Below are 18,041 nucleotides of genomic sequence, written 5' to 3' on the forward strand. Positions count from 1 at the left end.
GTTGGCAGCGGCCGGCCCGGCGCTCAAAATTCGGTTTTATTCCCTAACCATTCCCCATGCTCAAAACTTTCGGCACGTTCGTCCTTTTCCTGCGCGGCATGGTCACGCGCACCGAGCGGCTCAGCGTCCTCTGGACCCGCACCATCGACGAGGCCATTCTCATCGGCGTCGACTCCATCGTCATCGTCTCCATCGTGTCGGCCTTCATCGGGGCCGTGACCTGCGTGCAAATTGCCTATAACCTCACCAACCCGCTCATTCCGCAGTCCACCATCGGCTACATGGTGCGCGAGATGACCATCCTGGAGCTGGCCCCCACCATCACCAGCATCGTGCTGGCGGGCAAGGTGGGCAGCAGCATTGCCGGCGGCCTGGGCACCATGCGCATCACGGAGCAAGTATCGGCTTTGGAGGTGATGGGCATCAATTCTACCTCTTACCTCGTGCTGCCGCGCATCGTGGCGGCCATTCTTATGTTCCCGCTGCTGGTTATCCTGGCCATGGTGCTCTCCATTCTGGGCGGCTATCTGGCCGGCACGCTCACCGGCGTCATGACCTCGCAGGACTACATCGAGGGCGTGCGGCTCGACTTTATCCCTTACAACATCGTGTTCGCCCTCATCAAGTCCGTGGTGTTCGCCTTTCTGGTGGCGGGCATTGCCGCCTTCAAGGGCTACAACACTACCGGCGGGGCCTTGGAAGTGGGCGCGGCCAGCACCGGCGCCGTCACCAACTCCATCATTGCCATCCTCATCGCCGACTTCGCCCTGGCGGCGCTGCTGCTTTAATTTAGTTGTCAGTTGCTGGTTGTCAGTTGTTAGGCAGTGCCTGATGTGCTGGGAGCCCAAAGCGTGCAACTGACAACGAGCAACCAACAACTGACAACTACCATGATTGAAGTATCCAACATTGAAAAAGCCTTCGACGGCACGCCCGTCCTCAAGGGCATTTCGTGCGTGTTCGAAACCGGCAAGTGCAACCTGCTGCTCGGCGGCTCGGGCACGGGCAAGAGCGTGCTGTTGCAGTGCATCGTGGGGCTGATGAAGCCCGACATCGGCTCCATCACCTTCGACGGCACGGTGTACACGAACAGCAAGATTGACATTCGGCAGGAAATCCGCCGCAAAATCGGGATGCTGTTCCAGGGTTCGGCGCTGTTCGACTCGATGACCGTGGCCCAGAACGTGGAGTTTCCGCTCCAGATGTTGACGCCCGAAATGAGCCCCGCCGAGCGGCGCGACCGGGTGGAGTTTTGCCTCAAGCGCGTGGGCCTGGAAAACGCGGGCAACAAGATGCCGGCCGAGATTTCGGGCGGCATGAAAAAGCGCGTGGGCATTGCCCGCGCCATTGCCCCGCAGTGTACCTACCTGTTCTGCGACGAACCTAACTCCGGCCTCGACCCCGCCACCAGCATCAAAATCGACGGGCTGATTCAGGAAATCACCCACGAATACGGCATCACCACGGTCGTGGTGACCCACGACATGAACTCGGTGATTGAGATTGGCGAGCACATCATCTTCCTGCACAAGGGCCAGAAGCTGTGGGACGGCACCAAGGACCAAATCCTGGACACGACCGTGCCCGAGCTGCGCGATTTCATCTTCAGCAGCAGCCTAGTGCGGGCCGCCAAGAAAGTAGAAGACGAAACCGAAGGCGGCCTGGCTTCCATCACCGAAGAAATGGGCGGCGGCATTTAGCTTATCCAACTAGGCAATTGATGCTAAATAGGGCGTCATGCGAAGCATCTCGCTCGCATCGTTCAACGATTGAGGATACTGCTCCACGCGAGATGCTTCGCTTCGCATGACGCCCTAGTGGTATAGGCCCTAAATCCGGGGTTCGTTGCCTATTTTCGTTGCGGCCAACCCCCTCCGTCGCTCCGCCCGTGCACCGCATTCTGGCTTACTTTCTCACCGCGTTGCTGCTGTTCCAAACCCTGGGGCAGGAGCTACTGGTGGTGCAGTACGAGCTGAACAAGGAGCGCATCACGGCGCTGTTCTGCGTGAACAAGGCCCGGCCGCAGCTGCGCTGCAACGGCCAGTGCCACCTGGCCCAGCAACTGCGCAAAATAGAGGGCGAGGGAGCCAACAAAAAAGCGCCGGTGTCCAAGATGGGCAAAATGAAGTTTGAGGTGCTGCCGGCGTCGGCCCGCCCGGCCTTCCGGGCGCCCCGGCACTGGCCCTCGGCGGCGTGGCCCTACGCCGCCCGGCCCGCGGCGCGCTACGTCGACGCGCCGGCGCCCGGCGTGTTCCGGCCGCCCCTGTTAGCTGCTTGATGATGGCGCCTGCTTTTCGCTCCCGGCGATAGGCAGGCGCTTTGGGGTTGGCCGTCTTCGCGGCCGACCCCGGCCCGTGCGTTGACGCACGTGGCTAAATCCTCAGTTTAGCAGCTTTCAACTTATTTCCTCATGTTTTATTCTCGCTTTGCGGCCGTGGCCGCCACTTTGGCCCTGGCCGTTATTTCTGGATGCAGCAAAGACTCGGACCCTCAGGGCCCCGAATTGGGCGTTTTTTCGGTTGAAATGGACCACTTGGTGGGCACCCGCGACCTGAACCTCGACACCGATACGTACACCACGACGGCCGGCGACAACTTCAAGGTCAGCACCTTCAAGTACTATGTCTCCAACGTGCAACTCAGGAAGGCCGACAACAGCGCGTACAGCGTACCGGACAGCTACTTTTTGATTGACCAGGCCAAGCCCGGGAGCAAAACGCTGAGCTTTGCGGACGTGCCGGCCGGCGACTACACCGGCATCAGCTTCGTGGTGGGCGTGGACAGCGCCCGCACCAAGGCCGGTGCCTACACCGGCGTGCTCGACGCCAGCAACGGCATGTGGTGGGACTGGAGCCAGGAGTTTATCAACGTCAAGCTCGAAGGTACCTCCCCGCAGTCGCCGCGCGGCGGGCTGGTGTTCCACATCGCCGGCTTCAAGGGCGCCAACGGCGCTAACAACACCATTCGCACGGTGTCGCTGCCCTTTCCGGCCAGCACGAAGCTGCTGGTTCGCAAGGACCACACGCCCGAAATGCACGTGCACGTAAACGTGCTGGGCATGTTCGAAGGCCCCAACCCGGTGCGATTTGCCACGGTCAATAACACCATGGGCGGGGCGCCGTCGGTGCGGGTGGCCGATAACATTGCCGCGGGCATGTTTGCCGTGGACCACATCCACGCCAACTGAACGGGCCGCCCGGCGGGGGACACTCCGCCGGGCTCCTTTTTATCTCTGCGCCATGAGAATTTTTTCTCGGCTCCTGCTTGGCGGCTTGCTGCTGACCGGCCCCGCGGCCCGCGCCTGCGACATTTGCGGGTGCTTCATGGGCATCACGCCCTACGACAACCAGAGCGGCGCGGCGCTGATGCACCGCTACCGCATCTTCAACGGCTACCGGGCCCTGGGCCAGCGCCCGCAGTTCCGGCCCGCTGGCGCCCGCGTGGCCTTTCCCAGTGCCCTCAATTCCGACAACGGCTACGGCCACGACCACCAGGGCGACGCCACCGACTTCGAAGCCTTCCGGGTGCTGGAGCTGCGCGGCAAGTACTTCCTGTCGCGCCGCGTCGAGCTGAATGCCTTCGTGCCGTACGTGCTGAACACCTCGCAAATCAATGGCCGGCAGCTCAACGTTGCGGGCCTGGGCGACGTGACGGTGTTTGGTGGCTTCCACCTCATCCGGGCCATCGAGACGGCCGGGGTGCAGAGCCGGCTCATCGTGGGCGGGGGCGTCAAGCTGCCCACCGGCGACTACCGGCGCCAGAATCCGGCCGGCCGGCGCTACGCCCTGCTCAACCAGGCGGGCACTGGCACCACCGACGGCTTCGTGTACGCCAACTACATCGGCTCATACCGCGCCCTGGGGCTGAGCGTGAACAGCAGCTACCGGCTGTCGGGCGAGAACCAATTGCGCAACAGCCTGGCCCCGGCCACCGCCACGTTCGGCAGCCTGTTCTACCGCGTGGCGCTGGGCCCCAACTGGCAGTTGTACCCGTCGGCGCAGTTCTTCTACGAAAAAACCGACGGCGAAATGCTGGACGGGGAATTGACCGGCGAGCACGCCATGAACAACGCCCTGCTCGGCCCGGGCTTGGACCTATACTACAAAAATATGTCGTTGACCACCAGCCTGCAGCTGCCGGTGTACACCGCCACCACCGACCACCCGGCCAGCGCCGGCCGGCTGGTGGTGGCCCTGGGCTACAGCTTCAAGCAAACCAAGTACCTTTTACATCCCAAGTCATGAACCGAACCCAACCCCAATCCGCCCGTGGTGGACTTTTGGCCGGGCTCGCCCACGGTTCGGTGCGGGCAGCCGTGGGCGCGGCGGCCCGGCGCGGGCGCCGGCTGGTGGGGCTCGGCGCGGCCGTCTTGCTGCTGGGTGCCTGCGAATCCGGCCCCGAGGCGCCCAAGCCGGCGTCGGACAGCTTCCCGGCGCCGACGCCCTACGCGCTGGTGCTGCCGCCGCAGTTTCCGGTGCCGCCCGCCCCGCCCGCCGACAACCCGCTGACCGTGGAAGGCGTGGCCCTGGGCCGGCACTTGTTCTACGAAAAAGCCCTGTCGGTTGACAATAGCAAGTCCTGCGGCTCGTGCCACCAGCAGAGCAAGGCCTTCACCGACGGCCTGGCCCGGGCCGAGGGCGTGCGCGGCGGCCGGCACCCGCGCAGCGCCATGCCGTTGCAAAACCTGCTATGGGAGCCCCGGCTGAACTGGGACGGCTCCGGCACCAGCTTGGAGCAGCAGGCCCGCGCGCCAATCGAAAACGCCGTGGAGCTGCACCAGCCGCTGGCCGTTGGCGTGACGCGCCTGCAGCAGTTGGCCAAGTATCCGCCCTTGTTCGGCCAGGCGTTTGGTACCAGCGCCATCACCGAGGAGCGGGTGCTCCAGGCCCTGGCCCAGTTCGAGCGGACGCTGATTTCGAGCAACTCCCGTTTCGACCAGTACCGGCGCGGCAACCCCACCTTGCTTTCAAACGATGAGGTGCGCGGCTTGCAGTTGTTCAGCATCCATCCCAACGGGCGACTGCGCGGCGGCAACTGCGGCGACTGCCACGGCGGCGAGCTGCAAACCGACCACAACTTCCGCAACAACGGCCTGGCCGGCCCGACCACCGACCTGGGCCTGGGCAGCCAAACCGGCCGACCCACCGACAACGGCAAGTTTCGGGTGCCGTCGCTGCGCAACATTGCCCTCACGGCGCCCTACATGCACGACGGCCGCCTGGCCACGCTCGAAGACGTATTGGACCACTACAACGAGCACGTGCAGTTCAACAGCCCCAACCTGGACCCGCTGCTGCTCAACACCACCAACGACCCCCGCCAGCAAAGCGCCAACCTGGAGCTGACTGCCCAAGAGAAAACGCAGATTGTTGCCTTCCTGCGCACCCTGACGGACTCTACTTTTGTCAATGACGCGCGTTTTGCGGAGCCCAGGTAGTCGGAATCTCCCGGTTGCTACCAGGCTTGTGAAAAGTAAATGAGTTGTTAGTTGCCCGTTGTTAGTTGTCAGCCATTTGTCTATAAATAACGCTAACAACTGACAACGGGCAGCTGACAACTGATAATTCACTAATGCTTTAGCAGCAGCTTGAGGTGCGCCAAGTGGTGCTGGCCGTGCCAGGCGTACATGGCCAGAGCTTGGTCCAGGGTGAAGTCGCGCTCCAGGTTGGGGTGGTAGAAGGCGCGGCCCCACTGCGCCTCGGTGAGGTGGTGCAGCAGCGTGACCCAACGCGAATGCAGGGCCTCTAGCAACGTGAGCGACACCGTGATGAGCGTGGCGGCCACGTCGGGCAGCTCGGCCCAGGCTTGCTCGTCGTAGGGGCGCACGGTGGGCCGCTCCTCGGTCAGGGCCAGCCGGAAGCGAAAGTAGCAGTTCATGTGGGAGTCGGCCACGTGGTGGATGACTTGCCGGCCGGTCCAGCCGCCGGGCCGGTAGGGGCGTTCCAGGCCCTCGCCGCCCACGGCCCGGGCCGCGGCCATAAGCTGGGCGGGCAGCTCGGCAAGCTGCTGAATCAGCGCCGTGCGCTCGGCGGCGCTCAGGGCCTGGTCAGGCAGTTGCGCGGGGCCGATGGGGTAGCGGAGGTCCATACGCTGCGCTTAATGAGGAATGAAGAATGAGGAATGAGGAATTGGGGTCGTATGTGCGCGGTGAGCTTGCAACCGGGTGCAAAGAAAATGAGGAACCGGAAGCAAACCTCCAATTCCTCATTTCTCATTCTTCATTCCTCATTAAGCGCAGCGTCACCCGTTGCGCTTGTTGAGCTCGTCGCGGATTTTGGCGGCTTTTTCGTAGTCTTCTTTTTCGAGGGCCTGGGCCAGCATTTTGGTCAGCTCATCCAGCGATACCTGGCCGCTGGGGTCGCGCGGCTCGGGCTGCGGGCGGGCCGCGCGGGGCGAGTCAGAATCTTCGTCCTCGTCGTCTTCCTCGTCCTCTTCGCCCTCGCCTTCGCCCTCGTCGAGGTCCGAGAGGATGATGCCGGCTTCGCTCAGCACGCTTTCCACGGTGAAGATGGGCACGCCGAAGCGCAGGCCGATGGCAATTGCGTCGGAGGGCCGGGCGTCGATGTCAAACGTAGTGGCGCCGTCGGAACACACGATGCGCGAATAGAACACGCCTTCCTTCAAATCCGAAATCACCACTTCCAGAATCACCACGTGCACGTGCTCGGCAAAGGACTTGAACAGGTCGTGGGTGAGCGGGCGGTTGGGGCTGATTTTCTCGATTTGAATGGCAATGCTTTGCGCTTCGAACATGCCGATGATGATGGGCAGACGGCGGTTGCCGCCCTTTTCGCCCAAAATCAGGGCAAAGGAGCCGGACTGCGACTGGCTGGACGAAAGGCCCAGGATTTCAAGCTGGATTTTTTTCAAGGGACGAGGGGACTGGGGGTCTGGGGGCTTGAGAAAGGAGGGGCGGCAGGCCCGGCCGAAGCCAGAAGAAGGGATGTACGTGCAAATAAAGAAAAGTCCTCGTATCTGCCGTGAAAACCCGCTGCGGATTGTGGGAATGCCAAAAAAAGATTGGGGACCCAAGCGCCGGCTTCCTTGCGGAAGCCGGCGGCCCAAGTCCCCAAACGGGCACACCACGGCTTAACCGAGGGCCTTGACAGCGGCGGTCAGCTTGGGCAGGACGTCAAAAACGTCGCCCACGATGCCGTAGTCGGCGGCTTTGAAAAACGGGGCTTCGGCGTCTTTGTTGATGACCACAATCACCTTGCTGCTGTTCACGCCGGCCAGATGCTGGATGGCGCCCGAAATGCCGCAGGCAATGTACAGGTTCGGCGACACCGTGATGCCGGTCTGGCCCACGTGCTCGTGGTGGGGGCGCCAGTCCACGTCCGACACCGGCTTGGAGCAGGCCGTGGCCGCGCCCAGGGCCTTGGCCAGGTCCTCAATCAGGTTCCAGTTTTCGGGGCCTTTCATGCCCCGCCCGCCCGAAACCACCAGGGAGGCTTCCGGCAGCAGCACGCCGCCGGTTTGCTCCTGCATCACCACTTGGGTGGGGGCGTCGGCAAAGTCGGCGTCGGTCAGCTGGGCCGAGAAGCTGACCACTTCGGCCGTTTTGCCGGCGTCGTGCTTCGCTTCGGTGGAATTTTTCTTCACGGCAATGATTTTGCGGTCGCCGCTCAGCACCACGTCCGAAAACGCCTTGCCCGAAAACGCCCCGCGCTTCACCACAAATTGCTCGCCGTCGATGCGGGGCAGCTCCACCACGTTAGTGGCTAAGCTGGCCTTGAGCCGCACCGACAGGCGCGAGCCCACGGCCGCGCCGATGTTGGAGTTGGCCAGGATGATGATTTTGGCCTGCTCCTGCTCGGCGGCGGCGGCAATGAGCTTGGTATAGGCGTTGTTCACGAAGTCCTGCAGCCGCGGCTCGGTATCGTGCAGCACCTTGGTGATGCCCTGCTCGCCCAGGGTGGCGAGGTTGGCCGCCGAGGCTTCGCCCACGGCCATGGCAGTGGCGGTGGTGCCCAGCAGGGCGGCCACCTGGGCCCCGTACGAGGCCACTTCGAGCGACGACTTTTTGACTTCGCCGTCGGCGCATTCAACTACAACTAGTACACTCATAAAAGAGAATTAAAAATTAAAAATTAAGAATTAAAAATCTGACCTTGGAGCGGATGCAGACTCAATTTTTAATTTTTAATTATGAATTTTTAATTAAATAACCTTCGCTTCGTTGCGCAGCAGCTTGATGAGCTCGCCGGCGTTTTCGGCGTCAATGAGCTTGACGCCTTGCTTCTTGGGGGGTAGCGCAAACTCGGCCACCGTGGTGCGGGCGGGCTCGCCCACGGCGGGCACCACTTTCAGGGGCTTGGTGCGGGCCGTCATGATGCCGCGCATGTTCGGAATGCGGGGCTCGCACATCGGCTGCTGGCAGGAGGCCACGAAGGGCGTATTCACGGTCACGATTTCCTTGCCGCCCTCAATTTCGCGTTCCAGGGTGGCGGTATTGCCGCTCAAATCCAGCTTCATGGCCGGGGCCACGGTCGGGATGCCGAGCATTTCGCCCACCATGCCGTGCACCTGAAAGCCGTTGTAGTCGATGCTTTCCTTGCCCATCAGAATCACGTCGTAGGCGCCTTCCTTGGCCACGGCCGCAATCTGCTCGGCCACGAAGTACGCGTCCTGGGGCGCGGCATTCACGCGGATGGCGTCGTCGGCCCCAATGGCCAGGGCCTTGCGGATGTTGGGCTCGGTGTCGGCCTCGCCCACGTTGAGCACGGTGACCGTGCCGCTGCCGGCGGCCTCCTTCAATTCGATGGCGCGGGTGAGGGCGTATTCGTCCCAGGGATTAATCACGAACTGCACCCCGGCCTTGTTAAACTCCTTGTTGTCGGGCGTAAAGGTGATTTTGGTGGTCGTGTCGGGCACGTTACTGATGCAAACGAGAAATTTCATGCAAGCGGGCTGAAACCAGAGGAGGGAGATGGCAAGCGGAAAAACCGCAATTTTGGCGCAAAGATAACCTGAAACCGCCCGCGAATGAACACCCCGCTCACCCGCCTGCAGCAACTGCTGGCCTTTTACGAAGACGACCCGACCGATGCCTTCACCATCTACGCGTTGGCCACCGAATACCGGGCCCAGGAACCCGAGCGCGCCTGGGAATTCTACCAAAAGCTGCTGGCCGAGCACCCCGACTACGTGGGCACGTACTACCACGCCGGCAAGCTGCTGGAGCAGTTCGGTAAGAAGGACCAAGCCGAAAAGGTTTACCGCACCGGCCTGCAAGTGGCCCGGCGAACCGGCCAGCAGCACGCCGCCAGCGAGCTACTCCAGGCCCTGAACAGCTGCCTTGGTCTCGACTACGAGGACGAATGAGGCGCCGGTGGGTTGCCGGAAAAAGCCCGTCCTCGCGGAGTGTGAACAGCGCCAGCGCCCGGCCCTGGCCACAAGGCGGGGCGCCCTTGCCGGCGCGGGCCGCGGGGCCAGAGTCCACCGCGTGCAGGCTCCCAAGTTGGGACTGGGATGGGAACGGAAAACGTTGGAACTGGCAAAGTTTCCGTTGGGCCGGAAAACAGCCATGTCTAACGTAATGATAATAATACGGTTTTCGGATGTGCTTATTTCACTGCCACTAAGCCGGCTGCTTCCGCCAGGCGCGCAATGAGTCACCAATTTATCTATATGTTAAGTTTACTCGATACCATTAAATCAACTTTCTCCCCCGAACTAATTAATCATGTGGCGGGGCGTTTGGGTGAACGCAAGCAGGGCATCAGCCAAGCCTTGAACGGGGCAATGCCGGTTTTACTTGGGAGCATGGCCCGGCAAGTTCGGACGGGCGATGCACTGTTCTGCCATCAATTCCCGATTGAGGCAGCCCATCCTTTCAATGGCAGCTATTCTACGCTCACGGGCATGCTGGGAATGTTGGGCGGCGGCTACGCGGCTGGTAGCGCCCTGCAGCGCGGCGAGGCCTTGCTGGTAAGCCTATTTGGCACGGGCAGCGCCGCGCTGGCCGGCGCCATCAGCTGTTACGCCCGCATTAAACTGGCGTCGGCCAAAGTGGTACTGCAACTGCTGGCCGCTGTGCTGCCCGCCCTGGTGGGGCAGTATGCGGCCCGCCATCGCCTGCGGACCAAGGGCCTTGCGGCGGTACTGAGCAGGCAAAAGATGCAGGCCCGGTGGGACCTGCTGCCCGCCGAATTGCGCGGGCTTACCGGCGTGGCGGGGCCGGGCGGTTTCGCCGCATCGGCCGCGCTGGTCGCCGCGCCGTTGCGCGCGGCCACCGCAATTCGGCGCCGGGCAGCCCGGATGGTCGGCGCCCGCTGGTACCGCATGATGACGACTTTCGCCAGCTTCGTGCTGCTGGGTTTCTGCGCATGAAACCGGCTGGGCAACGAGGCCGGGCCGGCTTCCTGAAACGCGGTAGCTCTGCCAACGAGCAACTCAGTGGTCAGTTTCCGGCACTTCGTGCTTGCACTTGCAGCTTCTCTTTCCTAAGAAGCTGTTTGAGTTATTTTTTGGTGGCATGAGAACGGTGTAGAGACGCATCCTGGCGTCTCGTCGTGCGCGCAGTTCGGCCAATTGCGTTCAACGACGAGACGCCAGGATGCGTCTCTACATCAACCAGCGGCTAATTCAAACAGCTTCTAAAGCAGCAGCCGGCGCCGTAACTGCCGTACCAGCTCGGTGGCCTCGGGCGAGGCGCGGGTTAGCAGAACCCCCGCGGTGTACAGCGCCGTGAGCACGCCGCCGCGCAGCAGCAGGGTGGCCCAGGCATTGCCGGTTTCGGGCAGGAGCCCGGCGGCGGTGCCCGCCACTGCCGCCACCGCTAATATGCGCGCAATGCGCCCATCAAACGGCTGCAGGCCGTAGGTGCGCCACACGAACCAAGTGCGGGCCGCGTTGATGCTGACCAGGGCCGCGCAGTAGGCCAGGGCCGCGCCGGCCAGCCCGAAGCGCGGAATCAGGAGCCAGTTGAGCACCACCACAGCCGCCGCGAGCGAGGCGTTGAAGACTAAATCGAAGCGGTAGCGCGGCGACGTGGCCACGATGGTGCCGTTGACGCCCGTGATGCCGTCGACCAGCCGGCCGGCCAGCAGCAGCAGCACGGCCGTGGAGCCCGCCGCAAACTCGGGCCGGTGCACTAAGTCATAGATGAAGTTCAGGTTGAGGCCGATGCCCAGGGCCAGGTAGCAGCCGAGCAAGGTGTTGACGCGGGTGCTGCGCCGGTAGAAGTCCGCCATCTTGGCCATGTCGCCCGCCTTCCAGTACTCGGCGATGAGCGGTAGCGCCGTCTTGTACAGCGCCCGGAAAGGCAGGACCAGCGCCGTGCTGATGTTGGTGGCAATGAGGTAGATGCCGGCCGCCGACAGGCTGAGCTGGGTGCTCACCATCAGGCTGTCGAAGCTCAGCAGCACCGTGCCCGAAATGTTGCTCAGCAGCACGAACCCGCCGAAGCCCAGCATCTCCCGCAGCGGCTTGATACGCAGGGCCGCCCGTGTGGGCCGCAGGTGCAGCTCGCCGATGGCGGCCAAGTAGCCGGCCAGCAGCAGCGCCACCACCGCGTAGGCCCCCGCGTAGGCCAGCACGAAACCGTGGAAGCTAAGGTAGCCCTGGTTGTAGGCTACGGCGGCCCCCACCAGCATAAGGCGCAGCAGAATTTCTTGGGCAAAGGAGGAGAACGAGGTGTGGAACAGCGCGCGCAAATAAGCGTCTTGCAGCGAGCCCAGCATTATGCAGCCCGCCAGCCCGATGGTTACTAGGTAGTGTGGGGCCAGCAAGGCCGCGTCGCCCGCGGCGTAGTAGCGCAGCACCAGCGGCTTGCCGGCCCCCATGATCAGCGCCACCACGGCGAAGCCCAGCAGGGGCGGCCCGAGCAGCAGCGGAAAAAACCCCGCATGGTTGCGCCCCTGGTTCCGAAAGAAGGGAAAGTAGCGCATCCCCGCGTTGGCAAAGCCGAACGCCGCCACCTGCGCCCCAATGGTGGCCAGCGGCACCAGCACGGCCGTCAGCCCAATCTGGGCCGGCGAGAGCAGCCGCGGTAGCACCAGGATGGTGTTGGCGAAGCCGATGGCCAGGCCCACGTAGGAAATCAGGGTGTTGCGGATGCCCTGGCGCTGAACGATGCCCAAAAGGTGCGTGCTGAAATTATTCGCAAAGGTGCCGGACAATTTGGGTTCCGGTGAGAAATGCGGCCCCGCGCTGCCGCAGCTCGCGCATCAGCTCGTCAAATTGCCGCGGGCCGGTGGCTTCGTTGGCCGGGTCGAAATTTGCGTTGTGCCACAGCACCGTGGCCACGCCGCCGAACCGCGCAATTTCGGCCAGCACGGGGCGAAGCGCCGGCATTATTTCTTCGGGCCGCAGCCGCAGGTAGCTGGGGTGATGAAGGGTCACGTCCATCACGTTCAGCGGAATTTCCAGGAATGAATGCGCCCGGCCGCGCGGGAAATCAAACGGAAAAAAAGGCTGGCAGTACGAGTTACGAAACCCAAAATGCTCGGCAAAGCCCAGCGTTGAATCGTAGGTGACGCCGGCCAGGGCCAGGGTTTCGGGGGTGCGGGTCGGCTCCCAGCAGAGGTAGTGAAACCGGTTGCCGGCCGGGCCCAGCGGCTGGAGTCGCTTCCGCTCTTCCCGCAGGCGGCCGGGGTTTTCGGCGGTGCCGTAGCTGCCGTGGCCGGCAATTTCGGCGCCGGTGGCCGCCAGCGTGGCGAGCCGGTTCAGGAAAGCCGGCGCGTCGGCGGTGTAGTCGGCATTGGCCGGGCCATAGGGGGCCGGTCGGTTATCGGCCAGAATAAAAAAAGTGGACGGGGCGCCGAAGCGGGCGGTTTCGGCCTGCACGTGCTCCAGGTTGTTCCAGGGAGCGGGCTGGCTGCGGACCCTGGCTACCAGCAGCGTTGCGGCGCGGGTCAGGCGGCCGCGCCGCAGCGCGTGGCGCACCGCCGTGGCCCAGCCTCCGTGCAGGTTGTCGATGTCGTGGGTGATGAAGGCGGCAAACGGCTGCCCCGCCCAGCGCCGGGGCCGCAGCGGCCGGCCGGTGACGTGCTCCACCGCCGTTTTCAGCACGTCGAAATAGTGGTTCACCACGGGCAGGGCCACAAACCCGTACTGCCGCTGCACGCTGGCCGCGTAGGGAAAGCGCCCATGCTGGTCGCGCGCCTCCGAGAAATACTCCTGCCAGCCGCTGAGCAGGTAAAAGGACGCGGCGATGACATCGGCGTTGATGGTGGCCTGATCCTCACGTAGCTCCAGCAAAGCGGCTTTGGGGTGCGCGTCGAAAAAGAAGGGCACCGATTGGCCGCCCCATTCCCGGAAATTGGGGGCTGGTGGGTAGGGTGCAGGTCGGTCGAAAAAACCACCGGCGCCGTTTGTCACGGTAATGGCGGGCTGAGCGGCCGGGTAGCCAATTGTCACGGCGGGCACCTGCTCATAGGCCAGCCGGAAATGCCGCAGCACGTACGCCAGCCGCGCTTCGGGCGTGACCGGCGCAACGACCGGGGCGGGCAACGCGGGGCGGGGCGGGGCGGGGGCCATGGGTCCAAAAGTACAGTTGCCGTTCGACTGCTCTACTGCGCGTGCGTGCTTCCCGGCACGGCGCCCAGCCACTCGTTGAGCAAGGCCAGGGTGCGGGGCTGGCTGCGGCCCTCGTCGGGCGTGCCCAGGGTGGCGTTGTAGTAGGCCGCGCGGCGGTAGAGGTCGGCCGGCTTGAACTGGGCGTAGCCGCCCAACGCCGCGGCCAGCGCCGGCAGGGTATTAGCCCGCGCCACCAGGCCCTGGGCGACGTAGCCGTAGTAGTCGTCGGTGAGGAGGTTGGTGCCGAAGCGGAAGTAGACGCTGGCCACGTTCAGCAGCGTGGCTTCGAGGTGGGTGGAGGTGTCGGCGGCCACCAGCGCATCCTGCCGCAGCAGGAAATCGAAGACGTTCTCGGTCCGGGCATCCGACCAGTGCAGGGCGGGCAGCAACTGCCGCAACGGCCCGAAGTCGCGCCGGTCGACGGGGTGCGGGCGCAGGGTGAACGCCAGTCTGGGCAACTCGCGCATCAGGTAGGCCAGGGCTTCGGCGAGGGCCGGCAGCGGGTCGTGGAGGTTGCAGGCCAGGCCCACGCGGCGCACGGCCGGGGCGGTGTTGCGGCGGGCCAGGTAGGCGTCGGCCTTGGGCATGCCCACCAGCGCCACGCGGCCGCGCACGGGGCCGCACTGGCGGTATTTATCCAGCGCGTCCTGGCCTTCGAGCAGGCTCAGCTCGAAGCCCAGCGGCGGGAAGTTGGTGCTCACGCTGGCGTGCTGCACGTAGGCCGTGGGCACGCCCTCGGCGCGGCAGGCCAGCAGCAGCGAGCGGGTGTCGTCGTTGTGGTCGTTGGAAAACACCACGGCGCGCGGCCGGTAGCGGCGCAGGGCCCGGCGGTACACCTCGTAGTAGCCGATGGCGTAGAAGATGAAATCAAAAAACCGCCACGCCCGGCCGCCCTCGGTGCGCAGCAGGCCCCCAAAAGCAGCGGGAAATTGCCAGTAATAGAGCAGTTTGCGGCGCAGCGAGAGCCGGTTCACCACGCCGCCGTACCGGCCTATGTTTTTGGCCTGACCCGCCACCAGCACGGCATCGGGCCGGGCCTGCCGGATGAAGGCCAGCGCGTCGTAGTTGTTGGCACTCACCACGTAGAGCCACACTTTGCCATGCAGGTCGTCCGGGTTTTTTAGGGGCCGAAACAGGTTGCCGACCAGCCGCAGGCCGGCGTAGCCCAGCACCCGCGCCAGTCGCTTCAGCGGGTTGGCGGGCGAAATATTGGCCAGCGCCGCCGGGGGCAGCGCCGCAAACAGCGCCGTGAAGCGCAGCTGCAGAATGTCGCGCAGCCGGGGAATGAGCGGCAAAGACGGACCCGGCACTACAGCGCTGCCCACGTCAGGGGGGTGCCCGGCTGGAGGTCGCGCGCGGCGCGGCGGCCCAGCACCTCGTCCCAGTGCCGCGGCCAGAGGCCGTCGCCGGGGCGAATAATTTTCAGGTTGTCGGCCGTAAATTCTTCGCCGGCGGCAATGGGCCGGGCCACGTAAATGCTGCGCTTGTAGCGCCGGCTGTTCTCCTCGCCGGCCTGGATGCCGAGCTGCACCGTGCCCAGGGCCTGGTGCGCCCGCTCGGTCTCTTCCACCAGCAGTTGAAGCTCGTGCGGCTCCAGGGAAAAGGCCGCGTCCACGCCGCCCTCGGCGCGGCTCAGGGTGAAGTGCTTCTCGATGACGCAGGCGCCCAGGGCCACGGCGCCCACGGCGGCGCCCACGCCCATGGTGTGGTCGCTCAGGCCGACGGGGCAACCGAACGTTTCGGCCAGCACCGGAATGGTCCGCAGGTTGGTGTTGGCCGGCGAGGCGGGGTAGGTGCTGGTGCACTTGAGCAGTACCAGCTCGCGGCAGCCGGCCGCGCGCAGCACCCGCACGGCGTCGTCGATTTCGGCCAGGGTGGCGGCGCCGGTGCTCACAATCACGGGCTTGCCGGTGGCGGCCACCTTGCGCAGCAGCGGCCAGTGGGCGTTTTCGAAGGAGGCAATCTTGTAGGCCGGCACGTCCAGCGCCTCCAGAAAGTCCACCGCCGTCTCGTCAAACGGCGAGCTGAAGGCCAGCAAGCCGAGCTGCCGGGCCCGGGCAAACAGCTCGGCGTGCCACTCCCAGGGCGTGTGAGCCGCCTGGTAAAGCTTATACAGATTCTGCCCTTCCCACAGCGAGTGCCCTTCTTCCGCAATGGCGAAGCCGGTGTCCATCGAAATGGTGTCGGCGGTGTAGGTCTGGAGCTTGAGGGCATCGACGCCCGCCGCGGCGGCGGCCTCCACGAGCGCCAAGGCCCGGGCCAGGCTCTGGTTGTGGTTGCCCGACATCTCGGCGATGATAAACGGCTTGTGCGCGGGCCCAACCAGGCGGCCCCCGATGGTAATCTCAGTCATGGGGTAGGAGCAAGGCGACAAAGGTAACCGCCGGGGCAGTGCGCGCCGCCGCTCAATGGCCCGCGGCGGGCGGCAGCAGCACGCGGGCCTCGCCGGTGAGCACGAGGGTGCCGTGCTGGTTGTGGCAGTCGGTGCGGAGCGTGGCCTGCCGGCGGGCGGTTTCGACCGCGGTCACGGTCACGGTCGCGGTGATGACGTCGTTCCGAAAAACCGGCTTCAGAAAATGGAAGTTCTGGCTGAGGTAGATGGTGCCGGGGCCGGGCAGTCGGGTGCCTATTACGGCACTAACCAGGGCCCCGTACAGCAGGCCGTGGGAGATGCGCTGCCCGAAGCGGGAACGCGCCGCGTATTCTTCATCGAGGTGCAGCGGGTTGGAGTCGAGCGAAAGCTCGGCGAACTGCCGCACGTCGGCATCGGTGATGGTTTTGCGCAGGGAGGCGGTGTCGCCGAGGGCCAGGGGCATGGAAGTGAAAAAAGCTGGGCGCGGCAACCGCAAACCGAGGGCTGATTGGGGCAAGTCAGGGGCGCAGAAACCGGGCCTTGAGCGGCTCCCGCAGCTGCTGCCATTCCCGCTGCAGCAAGGCCAGGCCCACCACGTCCCGAAAGCTTCCGTTTTTGTAGACGTGCTGGCGGAAGTAGGATTCGCGCCGGAAGCCGAACTTCTCGTGCATGGCAATGACCTTGTCGTTGCTCACAAAAACTTCGCACAGCAGCTTGTTGAGCTTGCGCACCTCGAACACGTATTCCAGCACCGCCAGTTCGACTTTGGCCCCTAGGCCGCTGCCCCGCAGGTTTTCATCGCCCAGGTAAAAGGCCCAGTAGCAGGAGCGGGCTGCGGGGTTGATGGCGTACAAATTGGCCACCCCCACGGGCCGGTTCTGGTGCGCAATCAGCCAGTATTCCTTGCTGGCGTCGGCGCTAATCCGCGTAAACCACGCCCGTTGTTGCTCCTCCGAAACCGGGGTGTCGGTGTACATGTACTGGGCCACGGCCTCGGAGTTGCGCCAGGTGCGGACCAGCTCCAGGTCGGCGGCAGTGAGGGGGCGCAGCAGGTCAAGGTCGGTTTGCACAGCAGAAAATAAGCAACGGGGTGGGGGATAAAAACAGTCGAGGGACCATTTGGCCGGTGGGCCGCCTTGCTGCCCCGCCGCCGGCCAAGATTGAGCTAAACCACCGGTCCATGAGCGGCAGCATAGTCGGCGGCCAGCTGGCCGTGCAGCAGGGAGTCGGCGAAGATACCGGACGTTAAACGCACGTGCTGGCGCAGGCGCCCTTCAAACCGGAAACCCGCTTCTTCCATAATGGCCACGTGCGCCGGCCGGATGTCGTAGGTTTCCGTGACCAGCCGACGGAGCCGCAGGTCTTCAAACGCCACCCGGCCCAGCAGCCGCAAATAGGTCAGAAAGTCGGCCCGGTAGGTAGCGGCTTCGGCGGCCCGGGCCGGGTCAGCGAGAAAGGAAACCTCGGCCCGCCGGTCCGGCCAGGAAATATGGACGAGGCCGCCGTAGGCCACCAGTTCGCCGTGGTGCAACAGCGAAAACAGCAGCTGGTCGGGGTGTTCCTGCGCAAACAAGGGCAGCACTACCCGCTGAAAATAAGCGTCCTGCTGCGCGGCCGTGAGCGGCTCTGCCTGGCGCAACACCTCCAGCTGCGCGTTGCGCCAAGCCCGGATAGGCTCCCGGTCGTCGTAGCGAATCGGAACGAGCTGGTAGGAGTGGTGGTGGTCGGTCAGACCCAAATAAGAGTGGGTGGGCAAGCGGGTAGGGTTCATGAAATATGAGTCGAATGAGCCCGGCGACGGTGGGAAACCGAAACTTGGCAGCGCTTTGCAAACAAAATATTACGCCAACCGGGTGCCAAATTACGCTTTGCTGCGGGTCGCTTCGTTGGAACCGTTGCCGGCTTGGCCGGGGGCCGGCAGATGGTGGAAATTCGGGTCGGTTGGCTGCCAGCCAGTGCCTACTGTTTATCTCCTTAACCGTGAAGGGCAAGGAGTTCAGGAACAGGAACGCAATGCTTAATCGTTGAAGAGCAAGGTCTTGCGTCGACATTAGAAAGCCTCGCACCGAATAGTGGAGCTTTCTTTACTTTTGCGATTCTCCTCTTGACTACGGCCGCATGACCATTAACGAATTCGCTTCCACTCAAGCCATTGCTTACGAAAACG

General features: G+C 64.0%; 19 protein-coding genes. 8 read left to right on the forward strand and 11 right to left on the reverse strand.

The window, feature by feature from the left end:
• The first annotated feature begins 56 nt into the window (after positions 1 to 56).
• The 6 genes from RMO51_RS02375 to RMO51_RS02400 all read left to right on the forward strand — a co-directional run bounded on the left by RMO51_RS02375 (position 57) and on the right by RMO51_RS02400 (position 5,437).
• The gene (locus RMO51_RS02375) at positions 57 to 788 is read left to right on the forward strand and encodes an ABC transporter permease (protein WP_310391645.1); all 732 of its coding nucleotides are present in this window, start codon (positions 57 to 59) and stop codon (positions 786 to 788) included.
• Between the two features lie 102 nt (positions 789 to 890).
• Positions 891 to 1,700 carry an ATP-binding cassette domain-containing protein gene (locus tag RMO51_RS02380; protein ID WP_310391647.1) on the forward strand — a complete coding sequence of 270 codons (810 nt, stop codon included), beginning with the start codon at positions 891 to 893 and terminating at the stop codon, positions 1,698 to 1,700.
• A 188-nt stretch (positions 1,701 to 1,888) separates the two neighbouring features.
• Positions 1,889 to 2,278, forward strand: a complete 390-nt coding sequence (locus tag RMO51_RS02385) for a hypothetical protein (RefSeq protein ID WP_310391648.1) — start codon at positions 1,889 to 1,891, stop codon at positions 2,276 to 2,278.
• A gap of 132 nt (positions 2,279 to 2,410) precedes the next feature.
• Positions 2,411 to 3,187, forward strand: coding sequence for an MbnP family protein (locus RMO51_RS02390; RefSeq protein ID WP_310391649.1), 777 nt, complete (start codon positions 2,411 to 2,413; stop codon positions 3,185 to 3,187).
• Between the two features lie 52 nt (positions 3,188 to 3,239).
• Complete coding sequence (locus RMO51_RS02395) at positions 3,240 to 4,244, forward strand: hypothetical protein (RefSeq protein ID WP_310391650.1); 1,005 nt, start codon at positions 3,240 to 3,242, stop codon at positions 4,242 to 4,244.
• Positions 4,241 to 5,437 (forward strand): cytochrome c peroxidase, encoded by a 1,197-nt coding sequence (locus RMO51_RS02400; RefSeq protein WP_310391652.1) that lies wholly within the window; start codon positions 4,241 to 4,243, stop codon positions 5,435 to 5,437. The genes RMO51_RS02395 and RMO51_RS02400 overlap by 4 nt, the downstream gene beginning before the upstream one ends.
• Positions 5,438 to 5,568: 131 nt before the next feature.
• On the opposite strand, the gene RMO51_RS02405 is transcribed toward RMO51_RS02400, so the two are convergent.
• From RMO51_RS02405 to RMO51_RS02420, 4 genes are all read right to left on the reverse strand, one after another.
• On the reverse strand, positions 5,569 to 6,087 hold the full coding sequence (locus RMO51_RS02405; RefSeq protein ID WP_310391654.1) for a YfiT family bacillithiol transferase: 519 nt from the start codon (positions 6,085 to 6,087) through the stop codon (positions 5,569 to 5,571).
• 153 nt (positions 6,088 to 6,240) lie between these two features.
• Positions 6,241 to 6,870: a bifunctional nuclease family protein gene (locus RMO51_RS02410; protein ID WP_310391655.1), complete on the reverse strand. Its 630-nt coding sequence runs from the start codon at positions 6,868 to 6,870 to the stop codon at positions 6,241 to 6,243.
• Positions 6,871 to 7,089: 219 nt separating this feature from the next.
• Positions 7,090 to 8,067 carry an electron transfer flavoprotein subunit alpha/FixB family protein gene (locus RMO51_RS02415; RefSeq protein ID WP_310391656.1) on the reverse strand — a complete coding sequence of 326 codons (978 nt, stop codon included), beginning with the start codon at positions 8,065 to 8,067 and terminating at the stop codon, positions 7,090 to 7,092.
• Between the two features lie 93 nt (positions 8,068 to 8,160).
• A complete protein-coding gene (locus RMO51_RS02420) occupies positions 8,161 to 8,901 on the reverse strand; it encodes an electron transfer flavoprotein subunit beta/FixA family protein (protein ID WP_310391658.1) in 741 nt (246 codons plus the stop codon).
• Positions 8,902 to 8,985: 84 nt separating this feature from the next.
• Between RMO51_RS02420 and RMO51_RS02425 the strand changes: the two genes are divergently transcribed.
• On the forward strand, positions 8,986 to 9,324 hold the full coding sequence (locus RMO51_RS02425) for a tetratricopeptide repeat protein (protein WP_310391661.1): 339 nt from the start codon (positions 8,986 to 8,988) through the stop codon (positions 9,322 to 9,324).
• A 285-nt stretch (positions 9,325 to 9,609) separates the two neighbouring features.
• Entirely contained in the window at positions 9,610 to 10,332 is a 723-nt protein-coding gene (locus RMO51_RS02430) for a DUF937 domain-containing protein (RefSeq protein WP_310391662.1), read from the forward strand.
• 266 nt (positions 10,333 to 10,598) lie between these two features.
• Here RMO51_RS02430 and RMO51_RS02435 read toward each other — a convergent pair whose 3' ends face one another.
• The 7 genes from RMO51_RS02435 to RMO51_RS02465 form a co-directional block, all read right to left on the reverse strand.
• Positions 10,599 to 12,122, reverse strand: a complete 1,524-nt coding sequence (locus RMO51_RS02435; RefSeq protein ID WP_310391664.1) for a lipopolysaccharide biosynthesis protein — start codon at positions 12,120 to 12,122, stop codon at positions 10,599 to 10,601.
• Complete coding sequence (locus RMO51_RS02440) at positions 12,100 to 13,482, reverse strand: DUF7033 domain-containing protein (protein ID WP_310391665.1); 1,383 nt, start codon at positions 13,480 to 13,482, stop codon at positions 12,100 to 12,102. Before RMO51_RS02440 ends, RMO51_RS02435 begins: the two co-directional genes overlap by 23 nt.
• A gap of 32 nt (positions 13,483 to 13,514) precedes the next feature.
• The gene (locus RMO51_RS02445) at positions 13,515 to 14,816 is read right to left on the reverse strand and encodes a hypothetical protein (protein ID WP_310391667.1); all 1,302 of its coding nucleotides are present in this window, start codon (positions 14,814 to 14,816) and stop codon (positions 13,515 to 13,517) included.
• 14 nt (positions 14,817 to 14,830) lie between these two features.
• Positions 14,831 to 15,874 (reverse strand): pseudaminic acid synthase, encoded by a 1,044-nt coding sequence (gene pseI, locus RMO51_RS02450; RefSeq protein WP_310391669.1) that lies wholly within the window; start codon positions 15,872 to 15,874, stop codon positions 14,831 to 14,833.
• Positions 15,875 to 15,926: 52 nt separating this feature from the next.
• On the reverse strand, positions 15,927 to 16,337 hold the full coding sequence (locus RMO51_RS02455; RefSeq protein ID WP_310391670.1) for a MaoC family dehydratase: 411 nt from the start codon (positions 16,335 to 16,337) through the stop codon (positions 15,927 to 15,929).
• A gap of 55 nt (positions 16,338 to 16,392) precedes the next feature.
• Complete coding sequence (gene pseH, locus RMO51_RS02460) at positions 16,393 to 16,944, reverse strand: UDP-4-amino-4,6-dideoxy-N-acetyl-beta-L-altrosamine N-acetyltransferase (RefSeq protein ID WP_310391671.1); 552 nt, start codon at positions 16,942 to 16,944, stop codon at positions 16,393 to 16,395.
• Between the two features lie 95 nt (positions 16,945 to 17,039).
• Positions 17,040 to 17,645: a GNAT family protein gene (locus tag RMO51_RS02465; RefSeq protein WP_310391672.1), complete on the reverse strand. Its 606-nt coding sequence runs from the start codon at positions 17,643 to 17,645 to the stop codon at positions 17,040 to 17,042.
• Positions 17,646 to 18,041: the final 396 nt, after the last annotated feature.

This window comes from Hymenobacter sp. (assembly GCF_031398885.1).
GTDB lineage: Bacteria > Bacteroidota > Bacteroidia > Cytophagales > Hymenobacteraceae > Hymenobacter.